This window comes from Corynebacterium sp. HMSC071F07, from assembly GCF_001810285.1.
Classification (GTDB): Bacteria; Actinomycetota; Actinomycetes; order Mycobacteriales; family Mycobacteriaceae; genus Corynebacterium; species Corynebacterium simulans.
In genome coordinates, this window is sequence record NZ_KV800709.1 from 1 (window position 1) to 17757 (window position 17757).

Annotated in this window: 16 protein-coding genes; 9 read left to right on the plus strand and 7 right to left on the minus strand. The window is 60.6% G+C overall.

Translation table 11 applies throughout. The annotated features are described in order from the left end of the window. From sucB to HMPREF2724_RS06115, 7 genes are all read left to right on the plus strand, one after another. Positions 1-1087 (plus strand): 2-oxoglutarate dehydrogenase, E2 component, dihydrolipoamide succinyltransferase (sucB, locus tag HMPREF2724_RS06085; protein WP_070587704.1); only part of this gene is annotated, 1087 nt, incomplete at its 5' end. A 369-nt stretch (positions 1088-1456) separates the two neighbouring features. Continuing rightward, positions 1457-4327 carry an aminomethyl-transferring glycine dehydrogenase gene (gene gcvP / locus HMPREF2724_RS06090; RefSeq protein ID WP_070587854.1) on the plus strand — a complete coding sequence of 957 codons (2871 nt, stop codon included), beginning with the start codon at positions 1457-1459 and terminating at the stop codon, positions 4325-4327. 39 nt (positions 4328-4366) lie between these two features. Continuing rightward, positions 4367-5479, plus strand: coding sequence for a glycine cleavage system aminomethyltransferase GcvT (gcvT, locus tag HMPREF2724_RS06095; RefSeq protein ID WP_070587711.1), 1113 nt, complete (start codon positions 4367-4369; stop codon positions 5477-5479). 66 nt (positions 5480-5545) lie between these two features. Continuing rightward, positions 5546-5935: a glycine cleavage system protein GcvH gene (gene gcvH, locus HMPREF2724_RS06100; RefSeq protein WP_070587714.1), complete on the plus strand. Its 390-nt coding sequence runs from the start codon at positions 5546-5548 to the stop codon at positions 5933-5935. A gap of 160 nt (positions 5936-6095) precedes the next feature. After that, positions 6096-6899, plus strand: coding sequence for a lipoyl(octanoyl) transferase LipB (gene lipB / locus HMPREF2724_RS06105; protein ID WP_070587718.1), 804 nt, complete (start codon positions 6096-6098; stop codon positions 6897-6899). An 88-nt stretch (positions 6900-6987) separates the two neighbouring features. Continuing rightward, positions 6988-8052, plus strand: coding sequence for a lipoyl synthase (gene lipA / locus HMPREF2724_RS06110; protein ID WP_070587721.1), 1065 nt, complete (start codon positions 6988-6990; stop codon positions 8050-8052). A 30-nt stretch (positions 8053-8082) separates the two neighbouring features. Beyond that, positions 8083-8865 carry a DUF4191 domain-containing protein gene (locus tag HMPREF2724_RS06115; protein ID WP_070432640.1) on the plus strand — a complete coding sequence of 261 codons (783 nt, stop codon included), beginning with the start codon at positions 8083-8085 and terminating at the stop codon, positions 8863-8865. Between the two features lie 96 nt (positions 8866-8961). Here HMPREF2724_RS06115 and HMPREF2724_RS06120 read toward each other — a convergent pair whose 3' ends face one another. Continuing rightward, positions 8962-9435 (minus strand): RDD family protein, encoded by a 474-nt coding sequence (locus tag HMPREF2724_RS06120; RefSeq protein ID WP_061923726.1) that lies wholly within the window; start codon positions 9433-9435, stop codon positions 8962-8964. Between the two features lie 139 nt (positions 9436-9574). On the opposite strand from HMPREF2724_RS06120, the gene glnA reads away from it, so the two are divergent. After that, a complete protein-coding gene (gene glnA, locus HMPREF2724_RS06125; RefSeq protein ID WP_062038139.1) occupies positions 9575-11008 on the plus strand; it encodes a type I glutamate--ammonia ligase in 1434 nt (477 codons plus the stop codon). A gap of 102 nt (positions 11009-11110) precedes the next feature. Here glnA and HMPREF2724_RS06130 read toward each other — a convergent pair whose 3' ends face one another. From HMPREF2724_RS06130 to thrC, 5 genes are all read right to left on the minus strand, one after another. Further along, positions 11111-12745: a CTP synthase gene (locus tag HMPREF2724_RS06130; RefSeq protein ID WP_070587727.1), complete on the minus strand. Its 1635-nt coding sequence runs from the start codon at positions 12743-12745 to the stop codon at positions 11111-11113. Positions 12746-12938: 193 nt separating this feature from the next. Further along, complete coding sequence (locus HMPREF2724_RS06135) at positions 12939-13469, minus strand: NUDIX hydrolase (protein WP_061923922.1); 531 nt, start codon at positions 13467-13469, stop codon at positions 12939-12941. 48 nt (positions 13470-13517) lie between these two features. After that, positions 13518-14417 carry a trypsin-like serine protease gene (locus HMPREF2724_RS06140; RefSeq protein WP_246818216.1) on the minus strand — a complete coding sequence of 300 codons (900 nt, stop codon included), beginning with the start codon at positions 14415-14417 and terminating at the stop codon, positions 13518-13520. A 28-nt stretch (positions 14418-14445) separates the two neighbouring features. After that, a complete protein-coding gene (locus tag HMPREF2724_RS12855; protein WP_162839576.1) occupies positions 14446-14598 on the minus strand; it encodes a hypothetical protein in 153 nt (50 codons plus the stop codon). A 3-nt stretch (positions 14599-14601) separates the two neighbouring features. Beyond that, positions 14602-16068, minus strand: coding sequence for a threonine synthase (gene thrC, locus HMPREF2724_RS06145; RefSeq protein ID WP_070587857.1), 1467 nt, complete (start codon positions 16066-16068; stop codon positions 14602-14604). Positions 16069-16106: 38 nt separating this feature from the next. On the opposite strand from thrC, the gene HMPREF2724_RS06150 reads away from it, so the two are divergent. Next, complete coding sequence (locus HMPREF2724_RS06150; RefSeq protein ID WP_062038130.1) at positions 16107-17408, plus strand: MFS transporter; 1302 nt, start codon at positions 16107-16109, stop codon at positions 17406-17408. Here the strand turns inward: HMPREF2724_RS06150 and HMPREF2724_RS06155 are convergent. After that, a partial coding sequence (locus tag HMPREF2724_RS06155) for an AAA family ATPase (RefSeq protein WP_168164873.1) occupies positions 17405-17757 on the minus strand: 353 nt, incomplete at its 5' end. The two genes, HMPREF2724_RS06150 and HMPREF2724_RS06155, sit on opposite strands and share 4 nt — an antisense overlap.

Here is a 17757-nt window from a genome sequence, read left to right on the forward strand (position 1 = left end):
AAAGGAAGAAGCCAAGGAAGAGCCAAAGGCTGAAGAAAAGGCAGAGCCGAAGGCTGAAGAGAAGAAGGAAGAGCCAAAGGCTGAGAAGTCTGCAGACGCTTCCTCCACCCCGGCTGCTTCCGAGGGCTCTTCCAAGATCAACAACGGCGATAACGTTCCTTACGTCACCCCGCTGGTACGCAAGCTGGCGGAAAAGCACGGCGTTGACCTTTCCACCGTTTCCGGCACCGGCGTTGGCGGCCGCATCCGCAAGCAGGATGTCCTGGCAGCTGCAGGCGAGGGCGAGGCACCGGCGGCGTCGGCAGCCGGCTCCTCCAACCCACGCGCACGCTGGTCCACCAAGTCCGTGGATCCGGAAAAGAAGGAGCTCATCGGCACCACCCAGAAGGTCAACCGTATCCGCGAGATCACCGCTGCAAAGATGGTTGAGGCTCTGCAGATTTCCGCACAGCTGACTCACGTCCAGGAAGTCGACATGACTGCCATCTGGGATATGCGCAAGAAGTCCAAGCAGGCCTTCATCGACAAGCACGGCGCTAACCTGTCCTTCCTTCCGTTCATCGTTAAGGCAACCGTTGAGGCTCTGGTTTCCCACCCGAACGTCAACGCTTCCTACAACCCTGAGACCAAGGAAATGACCTACCACGCAGACGTCAACGTGGCTATCGCCGTCGATACCCCACGTGGCCTGCTGACGCCGGTCATCCACAAGGCACAGGACATGTCCCTGCCAGAGATCGCAAAGGCTATTGCTGAGCTGGCTGACAAGGCCCGCAACAACAAGCTGAAGCCGAACGACCTCACCGGTGCCACCTTCACCGTCACCAACATCGGCTCCGAGGGCGCACTCCTCGATACCCCGATTCTGGTTCCGCCACAGGCCGGCATCCTGGGCACCGCCGCTATCACCAAGCGCGCAGTCGTTGTCAACGAGAATGGCCAGGACGCAATCGCCATCCGCCAGATGTGCTACCTGCCGTTCACCTATGACCACCAGGTCGTCGATGGTGCAGACGCAGGTCGCTTCATCACCACCATCAAGGACCGCCTTGAGACCGCCGAATTCGAGGCTGACCTCGAGGTCTAAGGAGTTAAACCCTTAGTAGTTTAGGGTTTCCGCCCCGCAGGCTCCCCTGTTTCCACTGCTGTGGATACTCGGGAGCCTGCGGGGTTTTCACATATCTCCCCGCAAACGGGGGTGTTAGGCCTGTCCGAATCTGTCCGGCGATTTCTCAGCCCTGTTCCTCGCCCACGGGCCGCGTAGGGAGTCTATTCGGCACTTTTAGGCTTTTGGCACGGCCATGGGTTACGCCGTTGCTGTGTGATGCACGAAAAGACTTCTATAAACCGATTTAGGTCACAGCCATAGGCTTTATACTTAGGGTCGGTTTAGGCCATGTTTTAGGCATTCACCATGACGTCCTTCACGGAGCTTCTTTCAAAGGAGATTGAACTTATGGATTTCATCTCGCGCCACCTCGGACCAAATTCTTCCGAGCAAGCGACGATGCTCAACGCACTGGGATACAACAGCGTGGACGCGCTTGTCGACGCCGCACTTCCCACAACCATCCGCGCCGCATCGGCACCGCAGTTGCCAGATGCCTTGAGCGAGAATGAAGCGCAGGACAAGCTGCGCGAATACGCCAGCCAGAACATCGTGTTGAAGTCCTTCTATGGCCAGGGCTACTCCGACACACTTACCCCGGCCGTCATCCGCCGCGGCCTGCTGGAGGATGCTGGTTGGTACACCGCTTATACCCCGTACCAGCCGGAGATCTCCCAGGGCCGCCTGGAAGCACTGCTAAACTTCCAGACCATGATCGAATCCCTGACCGGTCTGCCGATTGCAAACGCTTCCCTGCTCGACGAGGCTTCCGCTACTGCTGAGGCAGTCGGCCTGATGTCCCGCGCGGTCAAGAAGGGCCGCCGCGTCATCCTGGACTCCCGCCTGCATCCGCAGGTGCTCGCTGTGACAGCGGAGCGCGCTCGCGCCATCGAGCTCGAGGTGGAAATCCTCGATATCCGCGAGGGCCTCGTGGGCGAAGACCTCATCGGCGCCGTCATCGCGTACACCGGCACCGAGGGCGACGTCTTTGACCCACGCGGCATCATCGAAGAGCTGCACACCCGCGGTGCGGTTGCCTCCGTCGTCGCCGACCCGCTCTCCCTTCTTTTGTTGGAAGCACCGGGCAAGCTGGGCGCGGACATTGTGCTGGGCTCCGCGCAGCGCTTCGGCGTCCCAATGTTCTTCGGTGGCCCGCACGCAGCATACATGGCCGTTACTGACAAGCTCAAGCGCCAAATGCCGGGCCGCATCGTCGGCGTTTCCAAGGATGCAGACGGCCGCCCGGCATACCGCCTAGCTCTGCAGACCCGCGAGCAGCACATCCGCCGTGAACGCGCTACCTCCAACATCTGTACCGCGCAGGCGCTGCTGGCCAACGTAGCGTCCATGTACGCCGTCTACCACGGCCCAGAAGGCCTGAAGGCAATCGCACAGCACATCCATTCGCTGACTGTTTCCTTCGCCGACGCAGTTCGTGAGGCTGGCGCACAGCTCGTAGCGGACGAGTTCTTCGACACCGTCACCATCGCTGACGTCGATGCCGCAGCCATCAAGTCCAACCTGCAGGAGCAGGGCTACCTGGTGCGCGCCATTGGCTCCGACAAGGTATCCGTCTCCTTCGGCGAATCCGCAACCGCTGCAGACGTGGCGAAGCTAGCCGCAGCGTTCGGTGCCGAGATCGCAGCTGAAGCTGTGGCCAAGGATGACGCATCACAGTCCGCGCTTCCTTCCGCACTGGTTCGCGAGGAAGCTCCGCTGGACCACGCAATCTTCAACTCCATCCACTCCGAGACCCAGATGCTGCGCTACCTGCGCACTCTGGCAGACAAGGACTTGGCGCTGGACCGCACCATGATTCCGCTGGGTTCTTGCACCATGAAGCTGAACCCCACTGCTGCCATGGAGCCGATCTCTTGGCCAGAGTTCGCGGGCATTCACCCATATGCACCGGAAGAGACCACCGCCGGCTGGCGCGCGCTCATCGAGGAGCTCGAGGGCTGGTTGGCCGAGCTGACCGGCTATGCCAAGGTCTCCATCCAACCCAACGCTGGCTCCCAGGGTGAGCTCGCAGGCCTGCTGGCCATCCGCCGCTACCACGTTGCCAACGGCGACGCTGGCCGCGACGTCATCCTCATCCCATCTTCCGCACACGGCACCAACGCGGCCTCTGCTACCCTGGCCAACCTGCGCGTGGTCGTCGTTGCTACCGCGGACGATGGCTCCATCGACTTGGCGGACCTGGATGCCAAGATCGAGCAACACGGTGAGCACATCGCCGGCATCATGATCACCTACCCATCCACCCACGGCGTCTTCGACCCTGAGGTCCGCGACGTGTGCGACAAGGTCCACGCGGCAGGCGGCCAGGTCTACATCGACGGCGCGAACATGAACGCACTAACCGGCTGGGCACGCCCGGGCGAGTTCGGCGGCGACGTCAGCCACCTGAACTTGCACAAGACCTTCACCATCCCGCACGGCGGCGGTGGCCCGGGCGTTGGCCCGGTGGGCGTCGCCAAGCACCTGGTGCCATTCCTGCCCACCGATGCGAACGATTCCTCCATCGACCCGCAGCAGGCTACCTCGATTGAAAAGGGCGTTCCTTCTACCGCCAGCAAGTTTGGCTCCGCCGGCGTGCTGCCTATCTCCTGGGCCTACCTGGCCATGGTCGGCACCGAGGGCGTTGCACAGGCCACCAGCCACGCCATCCTGGGCGCAAACTACCTGGCAAAGTCCCTGCAGGATTCCTTCCCGGTTCTCTACACCGGCAACGCTGGCCTGGTCGCGCACGAGTGCATCTTCGACCTGCGCGAGCTGACCGATGCCTCCGGCGTTACTGCGGCGGACGTCGCAAAGCGCCTCGTGGACTACGGCTTCCACGCACCGACCCTGTCCTTCCCGGTGGCCGGCACCCTCATGGTGGAACCGACCGAGTCCGAAGACCTCGCCGAGCTGGACCGCTTCATCGAGGCCATGCGCGCAATCCGCGCCGAAATCCAGGACATCATCGACGGCAAGGTTGAATACGAGGCATCCGTCATCCACAACGCTCCGTACACCGCAGCGGCAGTGCCCTCCGATAACTGGGAGTACTCCTTCCCCCGCCAGGAAGCCGCCTACCCGGTTGCCTCCCTGCGCGCTAACAGGTACTTCCCACCAGTCCGCCGCATCGACGAGGCTTACGGTGACCGCAACCTGGTTTGCGCTTGCCCGCCGCCAGAAGCATTCGAGCTCTCCGCTGACGCGGAGACCAACTAACAGAATCGAACTAGCAGAGAAGAACTCTAAAGGAGAAAAATGTCTGAACTGCTCAACTCCCCGCTGCATGCAGAGCATGAAAAGCTTGGCGCATCCTTTACGGCTTTCGGCCCGTGGAACATGCCCCTGAAGTACAACAACGAGCTCGAAGAGCACCGCGCGGTTCTCAACTCCGCTGGCCTTTTCGACCTGTCCCACATGGGCGAAGTTTGGGTCAACGGCGAGGATGCCGCAAAGTTCCTGTCCTACTGCCTAATCTCCGATATGACCACCCTCAAGGTGGGCAAGGCAAAGTACTCGATGATCTGCGCCGCAGATGGCGGCATCATCGATGACCTCATCACCTACCGCCTGGGCGAGACCAAGTTCTTGGTCGTGCCAAACGCCGGCAATGCTGACGTGGTCTGGGAGGAACTCAACGAGCGCGCTGAGGGCTTCGATGTGGACCTCAACAACGAGTCCCGCGACGTAGCAATGATTGCCATCCAGGGCCCGAAGGCAGCAGAAATCCTCATCCCGCTGGTCGAGGACAACAAGCAGGAAGCCGTCATGGAACTGCCTTACTACGCAGCGATGACCGGCAAGGTAGCGCGCAAGTACGCCTTCATCTGCCGCACCGGCTACACCGGCGAAGATGGCTTCGAGCTCATCGTCTACAACTCCGATGCCCCGGAGCTGTGGGAGGAGCTGCTCAAGGCCGGTGCCGAGTACGACATCCTGCCGTGTGGCCTCGCAGCGCGTGACTCCCTGCGCTTGGAAGCGGGCATGCCGCTCTACGGCAACGAGCTCTCCCGCGACATCACCCCGGTTGAGGTCGGCATGGCGCGTGCTTTTGCTAAGAAGGAAGCCGACTTCGTTGGCGCTGAGGTCATCCGCGCTCGTGCAGAGGAAGGCCCGCAGGTCGCCATCACCGGCTTGGTCTCCGATCAGCGCCGCGCCGCCCGCGCCGGTGCTGAGGTCTTCGTTGGCGATACCAAGGTCGGTTCTGTCACCTCCGGTCAGCCTTCCCCGACCCTTGGCCACCCGGTTGCCATCGCGCTGCTGGATACCTCTGCAAACCTGCAGCCTGGCGACGCCGTCGAGGTAGACATCCGCGGCAAGCGCTACCCATTTAGCGTCGCGGCCCTTCCGTTCTACAAGCGCGAAAAGTAGTTCGCGGACGCATCCCAACCGTTAAGATAAAAACACATACCATCTTCCGAAAGGACTCCCATCACAATGGCTAACCTTCCTGCAGATTTCTCGTACTCCGAGGACCACGAGTGGATCAACTCTTCTGCTGACGCCGCACAGGGCGCAACCGTCCGCGTTTTCTTCACCTCCGTTGCTGCTGACCGCCTGGGCGAGGTCGTCTTCGCTGAGCTGCCGGCAGTCGGTGACACTGTCACCGCTGGCGGTACTTGCGGTGAGGTCGAATCCACCAAGTCCGTATCCGATCTCTACGCCCCAGTTACTGGCACCGTCACCGCTGTTAACGAGTCTGTTCACGATGACTACGCAGTCATCAACAACGACCCATTCGGTGAAGGTTGGCTCTTCGAGGTCGAGGTTTCTGAGACCGGCGAGCTGATGACCGCAGAGGAGTACGCTGCGGCAAACGGCGTTTAAGCCACTTACTGCTAAAGCGGGAGGGTTTCCTCCCGCTTTTTCTTTTGCCTCCGCCTACGCCTCCCCCCTGCCCCCTCACCCCGGTGTTGGGCGGGCATTGGCCTGGGTGGCACTATCAGTATCGAACCTCGCGTTTTATTAGATTAAGGAAGCATCACACATGACAGCTCCTCGTGAGCCCTTCTTTCCCGCTGATCGCAGCATTCGCGCGTCGCAGGAAGCGCTGGAAATCCGCCACCTCGGCCGTATGGATTACCAACAGGCGTGGGATCTCCAGGCCGAACTTGCCGCCCAGCGCGCAAAAGGCGAGCGCGGCGACGTCATCCTCGTGGTTGAGCACCCCAACATCTACACCGCTGGCAAACGCACGCAGCCGGAGGATATGCCGGACAATGGTCTGCCGGTCATCACGGTAGACCGCGGCGGGCGGATTACTTGGCATGGTGAGGGGCAGCTAGTGGTCTACCCCATCTTGAAGCTCGCGGAGCCTGTCGACGTCGTGGACTATGTCCGCCGGCTCGAAGAAGCAATCATCCAGACGGTGCGCGAACTTGGTGTTCGTACCGCCGGCCGCATCGATGGCCGGTCTGGCGTGTGGGTGCCCTCCACTACCCAGGCCGTAGACCCACAGGCCCCCAAGCGCGATCGCAAGATTGCAGCGCTGGGAATCCGCATCACGCGCGGCGTGACCATGCATGGTCTTGCACTTAATTGCACCAACACGTTGGAGTATTACGAGCACATCGTGGCCTGCGGCATTGACGACGCCGACGTGACCACGCTGAGCCTCGAGCTTGGCCGCGATGTCACTATGGAGGAAGCTGCGACACCGCTTCTCGACGCCCTGCAGCGCGCGCTTTCTGGTGAGCTCACTGTCGCGGACCACACCTTTGGTTCAGCACCGGACCCGATTAAGGTCGCCAACGAGAAGGCCCGCCAAAAGCGTGCCCAGAGTGCGGAATAAACCTCCACACACCGGACTTGTATTAGTAAGAGACAATCCCAACCCCGTAGAGTGAGTTTTTGTGACTGTTAAGCCTGAAGGACGCAAGATGCTCCGCATTGAGAAGAAGAATGCGGAATCCCCCATCGAACAAAAGCCGCGCTGGATCCGCAACCAGGTCCGCACCGGCCCGGGCTACGAGGATATGAAGTCCCGCGTGTCCGGCGCTTCCCTGCACACCGTGTGCCAGGAGGCTGGTTGCCCGAATATCCACGAGTGCTGGGAATCTCGTGAGGCCACCTTCCTCATCGGTGGCGATAAGTGCACCCGCCGCTGCGATTTCTGCGACATCGCCACCGGTAAGCCGGCGGAGTTGGACCGCGACGAGCCGCGCCGCGTTGCAGAAAACATCCAAGAGATGGACCTGAACTACACCACCATCACCGGTGTTACCCGCGACGATCTGCCGGATGAAGGCGCGTGGCTCTACGCCGAGGTCGTGCGCAAGATTCACGAGCTCAACCCGCACACCGGTGTGGAAAACCTGACCCCTGACTTCTCCGGCAAGCCGGACCTTCTGCAGGAGGTCTTCGAGGCTCGCCCTGAGGTCTTCGCTCACAACCTGGAGACCGTGCCGCGCATCTTCAAGCGCATCCGCCCGGCCTTCCGCTACGAGCGCTCCCTCGACGTAATTCGCCAGGCTCACGACTTTGGTCTCATCACCAAGTCCAACCTGATCCTGGGCATGGGCGAGACCAAGGATGAGATCGAGGAAGCTCTGCGCGACCTGCGCTCTGCTCGCTGCGACATCATCCCCATTACCCAGTACCTGCGCCCAGGCCCGCGCTTCCACCCGATCGAGCGTTGGGTCCGCCCGGAGGAGTTCGTCGAACACTCCAAGCTGGCCAAGGAGCTCGGCTTCGGCGGCGTCATGTCTGGCCCACTGGTGCGTTCTTCTTACCGCGCTGGCCGCCTGTACGTACAGGCTATGGAGGCCCGCGGCTTCGAATTGCCAGAAAATTTGCAGCACCTGGCTGAGACCTCGAAGGGCGCTACCGCCCAAGAGGCTTCGACGCTGCTCGAGAAGTACGGCCCTTCCCAGGAAACCCCGGTAACGACCCGCATGGTAAAGACCCCGGCAAACGCTGACTCCGCTGCCGCTGCAATTCGTTAATTTGCAGCGCTGACCTTTAAAGTAGGAACCATGGCACAAGACGATAAGGCAAGCCTGAAGGCTGCAAAGAAGCAAGAGCGCGCCGCAAAACGCGAGCAGCGCAAGCAAACCCGTTCCCAGATGTGGCAAGCGTTCAATATGCAGCGCAAGCATGACAAGGCATTGATTCCTATCATGCTCGCCGCTTTCCTCGGCATGGGCCTGTTGTTCTTCCTTATCGGCCTGCTCTTTCACGGCGAGTGGTTCATGCTCATCCTGGGTCTCGGCATCGGCGCTTTGCTGGCGATGTGGCTGTTTACCCGCCGCCTTGAGCGCGACATGTACAAAAAGGTCGAGGATCAGCCGGGCGTTGCGGGTTGGGCGCTGGAGCAGCAGCTGCGCAACACCGTGGGCATCGTCTGGAAGGTCAAGACCGCGGTCGGCGTTACCCGCCATCAGGACCTCATCCACCGCGTCATCGGCAATGCCGGCGTCATCTTCGTCTGCGAAGGTGACCGCAAGCGCCTGACTCCGGTTCTCAACACCCTGAAAAAGCGCGTGGATAAGCTCGCCGGCGGCGTTCCGGTCTACGAGGTCTGGGTGGGCAACGGCGAGGACGAGGTTCCAGTGTCCAAGCTGCGCAATCACGTGATGAAGTTCCCGCGTAACTTCAAAAAGGATGAGACCTACGCAACCATCCGCAAGATTGAGGCTATGGATGACCTGCCAGGCACCACCCCGGGTCTGCCGAAGGGCCCGATGCCGCGCCAGGCGCAGAACATGGCTGGCATGAACCGCCGCATGCGCCGCGCACAGCAGCGTAAGGGCAAATAATACTTGTGCAAAAGCGGCCCTTCCTTGGAATCCACCAAGGAAGGGCCGCTTTTAGGTTTTGTAGGAAGCGCCCTGCGACGCCGCAAGATAGAGGAACTAGACCATGATCACTGCGGTGCCGGTTGCGCGGTCGTGGATACCGCGGCCGTCGGTATCGACCATTGCGGCTGGGAAGAGGAAGCCGGTGAGGATGGTGCGCACTGCCGCGCGCCAGAAGCCCACCGTTTGCCCCGGGGCGTCGAGACGCGCCACGCCCATGCCCAGCAAAAGCATGCCCGGAGTGCGAGCGAAGAGCCAGCCGCAGAGGATGCCGACGATGACCCACAGCATGTAGCCCAGGAATGCAGGGCCGCCCAGCGCGTGGGTGAACATCACGATGAGATTGGCCAGCAGCATGCACACGATCCAGTCGATGAGAACCGCCCCTGCACGGCGGGCCACCGGCGCCAGCGCCCCGGAGCCAGACTCAGGAAGTCCGAGCTTTTCGCCCGGCCATGCGCCGGGGCCTTCGAAGTCATCATTTTCGCCCGGGATTGCGGGTCCATCGAGCCATGTTCGCTTATCAGCCATGTTGACCAATCTAGTGCCCCCTGCATGCAGACACGAAAACGAAATATATCTATAGATCGATGGGTTAACGTCCGAAGGCCAAATAAAGCTAGTAAACTTCGATGAAGAACATTTTTCTAAACCCCTGAGGAGACAAACAGTGTCTTTCGAGTCCGTCCAGGAAATCGTCAAGTTCATCGAGGATGAAGACGTAAAGTTCGTCGATATTCGTTTTACTGACGTTCCCGGCACCGAGCACCACTTTTCAATTCCCGCTTCGGAGTTCACCGAGGCCGCCGCTGAAGAAGGCCTCGCATTCGACGGTTCTTCCATCCGTGGCTTTACCTCCATCGATGAGTCTGACATGACCCTGCTGCCAGACCCAGCAACCGCGATGGTGGATCCTTTCCGCTCCTCCAAGACGCTGAACATCAAGTTCTTCGTCAACGATCCGTTCACCTTGGAGCCTTTCTCCCGCGACCCACGCAACGTCGCAATGAAGGCCGAGGAATACCTTGCTTCCACCGGCATCGCGGACGTGTGCAACTTCGGCGCCGAGGCCGAGTTCTACCTCTTCGATTCCGTGCGCTACTCCACCGACATCGACCATGGTTTCTACGAGGTAGACACCGACGAGGGCTGGTGGAACCGCGGCAACGAGGCCAACTTCGACGGCACCCCGAACACCGGTTTCAAGACCCGCGTCAAGGGCGGCTACTTCCCCACCGCGCCCGTCGACAAGCATGGCGAAGTCCGCGATGCCATGGTGCGCAACCTGCAGAACGCCGGCTTCCAGATCGAGCGCTTCCACCACGAGGTGGGCGCGGGTCAAAATGAGATCAACTACCGCTTCAACTCCCTGCTGCACGCGGCTGATGATATTCAGACCTTCAAGTACATCATCAAGAACACCGCCGCTGAGTACGGCAAGTCCGCAACCTTCATGCCAAAGCCGCTCGCGGGTGACAACGGCTCCGGCATGCACGCCCACATGTCCCTGTGGAAGGACGGCAAGCCGCTGTTCTACGATGAGGCAGGCTACGGTGGCCTTTCCGATATCGCGCGCTACTACATCGGCGGCATCCTCCACCACGCACCGGCAGTTCTGGCGTTTACCAACCCAACTCTGAACTCCTACCACCGCCTGGTTCCGGGCTTTGAGGCCCCGATTAACCTGGTCTACTCCCAGCGCAACCGCTCCGCGGCAATCCGCATTCCGATCACCGGCTCCAACCCGAAGGCAAAGCGCATCGAGTTCCGCGCTCCGGACCCATCAGGTAACCCGTACTTCGGTTTCGCTGCGATGATGATGGCTGGCCTCGATGGCATCAAGAACCGCATCGAGCCACACGCTCCGGTGGATAAGGACCTCTACGAGCTGCCACCGGCAGAGCAGGCTTCCATCCCGCAGGCACCAACCAGCCTTGAGGCTTCCCTGCGCGCCCTGGAGGAAGATAACGAGTTCCTGACCGAGGGCGACGTCTTCACCGAGGACCTCATCGAGACCTACCTGCAGTACAAGAACGAAAAGGAAATCGCTCCTTCCCGCCTGCGCCCAACCCCGCAGGAGTTTGAGATGTACTACGACTGCTAATTAGGACTGCTAATTAGGGTGCACAGAAAATCCCTGCGGAAGCACAAGCTCTCCGCAGGGATTTTACGCATTTTAGGCCGCTTGCTTAGCGGCCGGCGGCCTTTAGCTCAGCGCCGCTGCAATCAGCCCGTCAAAGAGCGGGTGCGGTTTCGTTGGGCGCGACTTGTATTCGGGGTGGGCTTGGGTGGCCACCATGAATGGGTGCTCAGGGTACTCCACGAATTCGACCAGGTTGCCGTCGGGCGAGGTGCCGGAGAAGACCAGGCCGGAGCCTTGCTCGATCTGCGCACGGTAGGCGTTGTTGACCTCGTAGCGGTGGCGGTGGCGCTCAGAGACCTCAGTGGTGCCGTATTCCTTCGCCACGACGGAGTCTTCAGCGAGCACAGCTGGATAAGCGCCCAGGCGCATGGTGCCGCCGAGATCCGCCTCGCCGGAGACGGCCGCCTGCTGCTCCTCCATCGTGGCGATGACTGGCGCAGAGGTCTCGGGGTCAAACTCTGTCGAGGAGGCGTCGGCAATGCCTGCCTGGCGGGCCGCCTCCAGCACGGTGCACTGCAGACCCAGGCACAGGCCCAGGAAAGGAATCTTGTTCTCTCGGGCGTAGCTCACCGCGGCGATCTTGCCCTCGATGCCGCGCACTCCGAAGCCGCCTGGCACCACGATGGCGTCGAGATCGCCCAGCGGAGTGGCTGAGTCTGCTTCGCAGTCATCCGAGGTGATCCACTTGATTTTCGCCTTCGCGTGGTGAGCAAAGGCCGCATGCCGGATTGCCTCTGCCACGGAAAGGTACGCATCCTGGAGGTCGATGTACTTGCCCACGATGCCCACGGTGACCTCATGACGCGGGTTGCGGACGCGATCCAGTAGCTCGCCCCATTGGGTCCAATCCACATCGCGGAAAGGCAGGCCTAGTTTGCGGATGACGAAGGTGTCCAGGTGCTCGCGGTAGAGCACCTCCGGGATGTCATAGATGGACGGCGAATCAGGGCAGGACACCACGCCTTCTTCCTCGACGTCGGTCATCAGCGCAATCTTGTGTTTTAAGCCATCCGGAACGTCGCGGTCACACCGCAGCACCACTGCGTCCGGCACGATGCCGATGGAGCGCAGCTCCGCCACGGAGTGCTGGGTCGGCTTCGTCTTCAGCTCCCCCGAAGTGCCGAGGTATGGCACCAACGAGCAGTGGATGAAGAAGATATTCTCGCGGCCGACGGCATGACGTACCTGCCGTGCGGCCTCCAGGAAGGGCTGCGATTCGATATCGCCCACGGTGCCGCCGATTTCGGAGATGACCACGTCCGGCACATTGCCGGAGGCATCGGGCGCGGCCATCGCGAGCACGCGATCCTTGATCTCATCGGTGATGTGCGGGATGACCTGCACGGTCTTGCCCAAGTACTCGCCACGGCGCTCCTTCGCGATGACCGAGGAGTACACCTTGCCCGTGGTCACATTCGCGTTCTTCGTGAGGTTGCGGTCCAAGAAGCGCTCGTAGTGGCCCAGGTCGAGGTCGGTCTCGGCACCGTCTTCGGTGACAAAGACCTCGCCGTGCTCGAACGGGTTCATGGTGCCTGGGTCGACGTTGAGATATGGGTCGAGCTTCTGCATGGTCACCGAGAGTCCGCGGGCAGAAAGCAGCTGCCCCAGCGATGCCGCTGTTAAGCCTTTGCCCAGGGAGGAGACAACTCCTCCGGTGACGAAAATGAATTTGGTGTTCTGGTTGGAACGAGGTGGCATGGCATGCACCTTTCGAGGAATTTGATTGCTGATGCGGCAAGCTCAGCGCAACGAGACACCCCTTGAAGATCAAAAAATCCGCGGGACGCCTCGCGCGGCGACCTACGGATCTTCAGACTATCACCAGCCATCAAATAGAAACAATGAGCTGACAGAAATCCAGGTTGGCGGTGGTTTTAGGCATACGCGATTGCTAGTTGCGTTTTACAAATCCCATGCGGGGGCGAAAGCCCTTCGGGTGCTTCATTTGTGCCACGGCATCACCGATCAGCATACGGTTACGGGCGCTTACCGAAGCCGGCATTTGGGCCACGGAGAACCACTGCGCCGCGAGGTTTTCCTCGTCAGAGACCACTGGCTCCGCGCCTTCTGGAACCGAAAGCCGCAGTGCGGTGGACATGAACATGCACTCGTCGCCATTGTCGTAGGTGACAGGGCCTACCTGCCCCACGCCAAGCAGCGCTTCCGCGGTGGCATCGAGTCCGACTTCTTCCTTGACCTCACGGATGGCTGTGGTGGTGATTTCCTCGCCAGGCTCGCAGATGCCCTCGACGGGCGCCCAGGTCTCATTGTCGGCGCGTTGCACCAGCAGCACCGATGGGACTTCCCATAGCGCCGCGTTCATGGGAACATCGCGGACAATAACTGCGGTGCACGCCGGCAGGAATAGCTGCTGGTGGCCCACCTTCTCACGGAGGTTGAGGATGTATTCAGGGGTTGCCATGCCTCCTCCCCTAGCCGCTAGCTTTGTCCGCTTTTGGCCGCGCCCGCGCTAGGCCGCCTGCGCTATTTCAGAGCCCAAAATCTCCGGGATGAGCGCTACGATATCGGCTGCAGGGGTAAAGGAAAGCTCCATGTCCGACGCTTCGGCGCACTGACCTTTTAGCTCCTGCGTGGTGCCAGAGACTACGCCGACGATTGCGGGTCCTCCTGGCAGTTGGGCGTACATCGGCCCGCCGGAATCGCCTTGGGTACCGCACAGGCGCGCCCGAGCGGCCGTGGTTTCCATGCGGATCTCGCCGGACTTCAGCCCGCCCTTTTCCGGGCCATGGCTTAGCTCGCCACAGGTCTCCCCAGTGATCCGCCCTAGCTTGCACAGCTGTTGTGGGAGCTCGCCCGTTGTGGCCACGCCGGCCTCCATGTATTTCGGCGTGTAGTAACCCACGTCGGCATGCAGCTCGATGAGCGCGAAGTCGAGGCCGTGGGTGGTATCGGAATACAAGTCCGAATAGACCACTTCCCCGATTGGTTCTGCTGGGAAAGTAAAGGTGCGATGCGCGTTTCCGGCCCACACACGGTCGCCGGGTTTGCCGCAGTGCGATGCGGTCACCGCGAAGTTGCGGCCATCTTCCAACGAGAAAGACCATGCTGCGGTGCACATCTGGAAGTCAAAATACTCTCCCGGTTTCGGTTCCTGGGAGGAGATATCCAACGCGGTTCCCGCCGGCATGGGTGAGAGCGCAGGCCGCGAGGTATCGGGGTTCGCGGCGGGGATTTCCGGCTGCGCTGGCGTGGCTTCCGCGTCACCCTCGTTGTTTACCTGAGCATCGCTTTCCGACGCCTCCGGTGCGGCGGATTCGCCAGTGAGGGTGGCCGCGGCGTCGCCAAGCGCGTGCTGCACCGTCTGCGTGGGGATCAAAGAGCAGCCGCCGAGGCCAATTGCTAAAGCCACGGCGGCTGCTATCTGTGGTACCCGCGAGCTAGACCGTGCCATCACCATCGGTGTTCTTGTCTGCTTCGGAAGCTTGCTTGTTTTCCTTTTCCATCTCCGCCATCTCCTTGAGATCGCGGATGAACTTCTCTGGGTCGAACTCGGTGAAGTATTCCGGTCCGGAGAACTGTTCCTGTGCCATCTTTTATGCTCCTCTGGGGTGCTGTTTCACGTCGGTCTGTGCTATGGAGCGGCGGATGAAGTCTTGGACTGCAGCGACGTCGTTGGGCAGATCCGTGACATGCCTTTGTGCATCCATGATGCCAGCAAAACGCTCCGGAACTGCTGGCTCGGTTCCGATGGCCTCGACGATAGTCTCGGAGAACTTCACCGGCAGGGCGGTCTCCAGGCAGATGATCGGTGTCTTGATGTCCTCTTCCTTTTGCACCTGGCGGGCGACCTTGATGCCGTCCGCGGTGTGCGGATCCACCAGGTAGCCATAACGCTCCTTGACCGATGCAATGGTTGCTAGGCGGTCAGCATGCGTGGAGGCGCCGGAACTAAAGCCGTACTCATCGCGCGCGGCAGCGAGCTCTGTGGCGGACAGCTGGAATCCGCCCTCCTTCAGCTTGGAGCCAAAGAGTTCCGCGGTGCGGGAGGCATCACGGTCAAGCAAATCGAAGACGAAGCGCTCAAAGTTCGAGGCGCGGGAGATATCCATCGACGGCGAGGAGGTCTTGTAGGTCTCCTCCGCCGGGCGCGGACGGTAGTTGCCGGTGCGGAAGAACTCATCGAGCACGTCGTTTTCGTTGGTAGCGACGATGAGTTTGTCGATGGGAAGCCCCATCGAACGGGCGATATGGCCGGCGCAGATATCACCGAAGTTGCCGGTGGGCACGGAGAAAGAGACCTTCTGCTCGTTGTCAGAGGTGACCTTCAGGTAGCAGTTGATGTAGTAAATGACCTGCGCCATAAGGCGTGCCCAGTTGATGGAATTAACGGCGCCGATGCGGAATTCCTTCTTAAACCCGGCATCGTTGGAGGTTGCCTTAACCACGTCCTGGCAATCATCGAAGACACCATCGAGCGCGATGTTGAAGATATTCGGATCATCAAGGCCGAACATCTGAGCCTGCTGGAAAGCAGTCATGCGGCCTGCCGGGGTCAGCATGAAGACGCGGATTCCGGTGCGCCCGCGCATGGCATATTCCGCAGAAGAGCCAGTATCGCCCGAGGTAGCGCCCAAGATGTTGAGGGTTTCATCGCGGCGGCCCAGCTCGTACTCGAAGAGCTCGCCGAGCAGCTGCATGGCCATGTCCTTGAAGGCAGCGGTAGGTCCTTCGGAGAGGTGGCCGATGAAAAGGCCATCACCCAGCGCGGTCACGGGGACAATTTCCTCGCTCGCGAACTTAGGATGGGTGTACGCGCGCTGCGCGATGGCCTCCAGATCATCAGTTGGAATATCATCCACGAAAAGCTTGAGTACTTCTGCCGCAAGCGCCGCGTAGCCTTCCTCAGCGAGCAACTGACGCCATTCGTTAAGCACAGCGCCGTTTAGTTGCGGATAGGATTCCGGCAGGTAAAGGCCGCCGTCAGGGGCAAGCCCGCCTAAGAGAATATCGGTAAAAGAAGCGGGCTGACGGTTAGCGTCGCGCGTAGAAATGTACTTCACCCCCTGCATCATAGTCGGGCACGCGTAAAGTATCAGCCATGTCTGTGCCAAATCCACGGGAAGTTGTGACCACCAAGGCCTTATCCATTTGGGTTGCCGCGATACTTGTCTACATCGTGGCGATTACCGGGCGTACCTCTTTTGGTGTGGCGGGGCTGGAAGCGATGGAGCGTTTCGACGTCGATGCCTCTCGCATTGCGGTCTTCACCTCGGTGCAGTTGGGCATCTATGCGTTCGCACAGATTCCTACGGGTGTACTCATTGATAAGTATGGCCCTCGCAAACTGCTCGTTATTGGCGCTGTCATCATGGGCGTGGGGCAGGTAGCGCTGGGCTTAACCGCAAATTATTGGATGGCTATTGCCGCTCGGCTTTTGATTGGCGCGGGCGACGCCACGGCCTTCTTATCCGTGATGCGCATCCTGCCATATTGGTTCCCTTTGCACCGCACGCCAATGTTTACCCAGGTGACCTCGTCGTTGGGTCAGCTCGGCCAGTTCGTCTCCGCTATTCCTTTCGCTGCGCTTTTGGGGTGGACCGGATGGACCACGGCCTTTGTAGCTTTGGGTGCGGCGGGCATCCTCATCGCATTAGCTGCGGCGGTTGCCGTAGCGGACACGCCTGAAGCTCTAGGCATCATCGAAACTCCCGCCGAGCAACCCAATTCGCAGGCGCATTCCTTGGCCGCCAGACTGGCCATGGTGCTGCGTTCCCCCGTTGCATGGCAGGGATTTTTCATCCACTTCTGTGGCCTTTTGGGTGCGACTGTATTTGTCATGTTGTGGGGAATGCCGTTCATGACGGAGGGACTAGGAATCTCCAAGGTGCAGGCCGGAACGGTGCTGACCTTTTATACGATCTGCATGATTGCGTTAGGGCCAATCCACGGCAAGATTTCCTCGCGTGCACAGGGTTTCCGCGACTGGATGGCACTGTTTTTCACGACACTCAACATAATGTCGTGGACAGCTTTCTTCCTCTGGGGCAACAGCTTCTTCAGCCTTTTCATCCTCATGGTGGCTATTTCGTTATGCTCTCCGTGCTCGAACTATGGCTTCGACATCGTGCGCGAGAACATGGAACGCAGTGTGGTGGCCACGGCAACAGGCTTGGCCAACATGGGTGGATTCATCTCTTCGATGGTGGCAGCGCAAATTTTTGGCATGGTGCTCGATAGCCGTGGCCACGCGCCACACTACGAACTGGGTGACTTCCACGCGGCCGCTGTAACTTCCCTCATCATTTGGCTTGCGGGCATGCTCGGCATAGCTGTCACGCACTTCCTGCGCAAGCGCGGCGGAGGCACTGGCCCGAAGGTCAAGGTTGTCAGCGTCTCCTAGGTAATCAGGAACTTTATCGTTTCCTCTGGCGCCTCCAGGAATTCCCGGGTGGCCGCCACGGGCTCGGCTGCGTCGAAGGAAATCCTCTCGAAACCGGCGTCGCCAAGCTCGACGATGTCCGCGCCCGGCACGGCAAGCAGAATCGGCGAGTGCGTGGCAATGAGGAACTGGGCGCCGCGCTCTGCGGCTTGATGAATTTCGGCCACGAGCGCCATCTGCCGCACGACGGACAATCCGGCTTCGGGCTCGTCAAGGATATAGAGCCCGCGGCCGTCGATATGCTCGCCCAGCACGTCGAAGACAGACTCGCCGTGGGAGCGGTGCTCCAAGTCCACCTCGCGCGGCAAGG